The 1861-nt window shown below is 61.5% G+C and carries 2 protein-coding genes and 1 pseudogene; 2 read left to right on the forward strand and 1 reads right to left on the reverse strand.

The genetic code is table 11. From position 1 onward, the window contains the following. Positions 1-242 (forward strand): annotated as a pseudogene (locus AAH979_RS42835) (hypothetical protein); the annotation flags it as partial. Next, the gene (locus AAH979_RS42840) at positions 232-585 is read left to right on the forward strand and encodes a hypothetical protein (protein WP_346263841.1); all 354 of its coding nucleotides are present in this window, start codon (positions 232-234) and stop codon (positions 583-585) included. The pseudogene AAH979_RS42835 and the gene AAH979_RS42840, both read left to right, overlap by 11 nt. On the opposite strand, the gene AAH979_RS42845 is transcribed toward AAH979_RS42840, so the two are convergent. Further along, a complete protein-coding gene (locus AAH979_RS42845; protein WP_346263842.1) occupies positions 539-883 on the reverse strand; it encodes a transposase in 345 nt (114 codons plus the stop codon). The genes AAH979_RS42840 and AAH979_RS42845 overlap by 47 nt on opposite strands. Positions 884-1861 lie beyond the last annotated feature (978 nt).

Below are 1861 nucleotides of genomic sequence, written 5' to 3' on the forward strand. Positions count from 1 at the left end.
GCACGCCAGCGGCAAGCAACACGGTGGCCGACCACATCACCGTGCTGGAGCAGGCCATCGCCCAGATCCCGGCCGCCTACGGCAGGAAAATCATCTTCCGGGCCGACGGTGCCGGGGCGACCAAAGACCTCCTGGCCTGGATCAAGACTGAGGCCGCCGTACACGGCTACCCCCTGGCATTACGGTGTCGGGTTCGACGTCACCGAAACGGTCCGCGACGCGATCACCGCAGTGCCGGATGACAAGGTACGCCGCGGCGCCCACGTCACGGAGATCACCGGACTCCTCACCCTCGCCGACGGGTGGCAGGACGACCTGCGGGTACTGGCCCGCACCGAACCGCTGCACCCCCGCCACCGCAAACAGGCCAGCGAGGCGGAGAAACACTGCGAGCAACGCTTCCAAGCCATCGCCACCGACCTGCCCGGCCACCCCTACCCGAAACTGGACGCCTTCCACCGCAACCACGCCGGTATCGAGCCCGTGATCAAAGACGGCAAGGACCTTCTCATCTGGTCGGGGCGAGCGGCGCGGTTGGCTACGGTGGGTCTGTCATGGCGTCCATGGCGGTCCAGGCCTGGATGAGGTCGGCCTGGTGGGGATGATGGTTGTCGAGTCGGATGATCAGGGTCCGCGCGTGGTGGATCAGCCGGGCGGGAGCGCCCAGCAGGGTCCGGCGCAGGGTGGCGGGGGTGGCCTTGCGTAGTTGAGGGTGGTGGTCCAGGGCGAGGTGCCGCAGCCAGGCGAGCAGGTCCGCGGCGATGGCCACGGCGAGGCACCAGGCCTGGTTGTAGCCGGGCAGGCGGCGTAGCCCCAGGTCCTGACCCGGCCCGCCAGGGGACACCCAGGGCCACACTCGGCCATCCGGCCGGGTCGTCGTCATGCCCAAACCCAAACGATCACCGAGAGAGCGACCATAGTCGATCAGATATCTCGGCCCTCAAGATCGTGAAAGATCTGGGCCAACGCTCCTATTCGCACCCTCACGTGCCATGAATTCAAGGTGAGCAGCGACGACGCTCTACTCTTTCTTCACAGCTTCAACCCCAAAAATTAATAATGTTGGATTAATGACTTGTATCACTTGTCCGCTTGTTGATGATATGGAAGTTCGGGCGCTATATGTATATATCCATTTGAATTGACCGATGGCTATCAAGTAGAGTCCTGATGGCTATCAAGTAGAGTCGTTGTTGATCCACGCCAGCCGGGAAATTACTGGAGGCAAGTCGCGTAGGATCCCGGGTAGTGCGGGAATTGTCTGCCGGCACAGTTGTGAACAGGGGAAAGCATGAAGTTTGCGCGTAGGTTGGTGTCTGGTGCAGTGGCCCTGTGTGTCGTCTTGAGTGGCATTATCGCTCCGTCGGCGGCTGCGGCATCAGAACCAGGCATCCTGGGCTGCCAGGCAAGCAGTGCAGCACTTCAGTACCGGTTCTATGAGTCGAACGGCTCCATTGGCACGCGGAGGTACGAGTGTAGTGGAGACTACAATCTTAACTCCCTGGGCTACGATCTTCGCGCAGGCGGCTGGTCTGGAATTGTGTATGCGACTACGGGCCCTGTGACATTTTTCTGCGATGGCGAAATCATGTCGCTCGAAGGCTACAGAATCACGCGGATCTGGATTAGTGCTACCAAGTACCCGCAATGTTAAGCAGCACATTCTAGGTGGTTGGGAAAGTGTTGAGACCAATTCTCGTGCGATGAGGGTTGTTCAGCCCGATGCCGAAGCGGGGGCCTGGCCTGTGGTGATGTGCGTGCAGCACCCGCTTCTCTGGCTAGGTTAGAAGCAGCTCGATCGATACGGCCGGCGGCCGGGTCTCGCGACCCGGCCGCCGGCCGCGGTTTCGACTCCATCCGT

Origin of the sequence: Plantactinospora sp. ZYX-F-223, from assembly GCF_039649625.1 — a bacterium.
In the GTDB taxonomy this organism is placed as follows: domain Bacteria; phylum Actinomycetota; class Actinomycetes; order Mycobacteriales; family Micromonosporaceae; genus Plantactinospora.

Excerpts from the sequence above, each read along its gene's own strand:
- AAH979_RS42845 (WP_346263842.1), bottom strand. The coding sequence starts at position 883 with ATGACGACGACCCGGCCGGATGGCCGAGTGTGGCCCTGGGTGTCCCCT.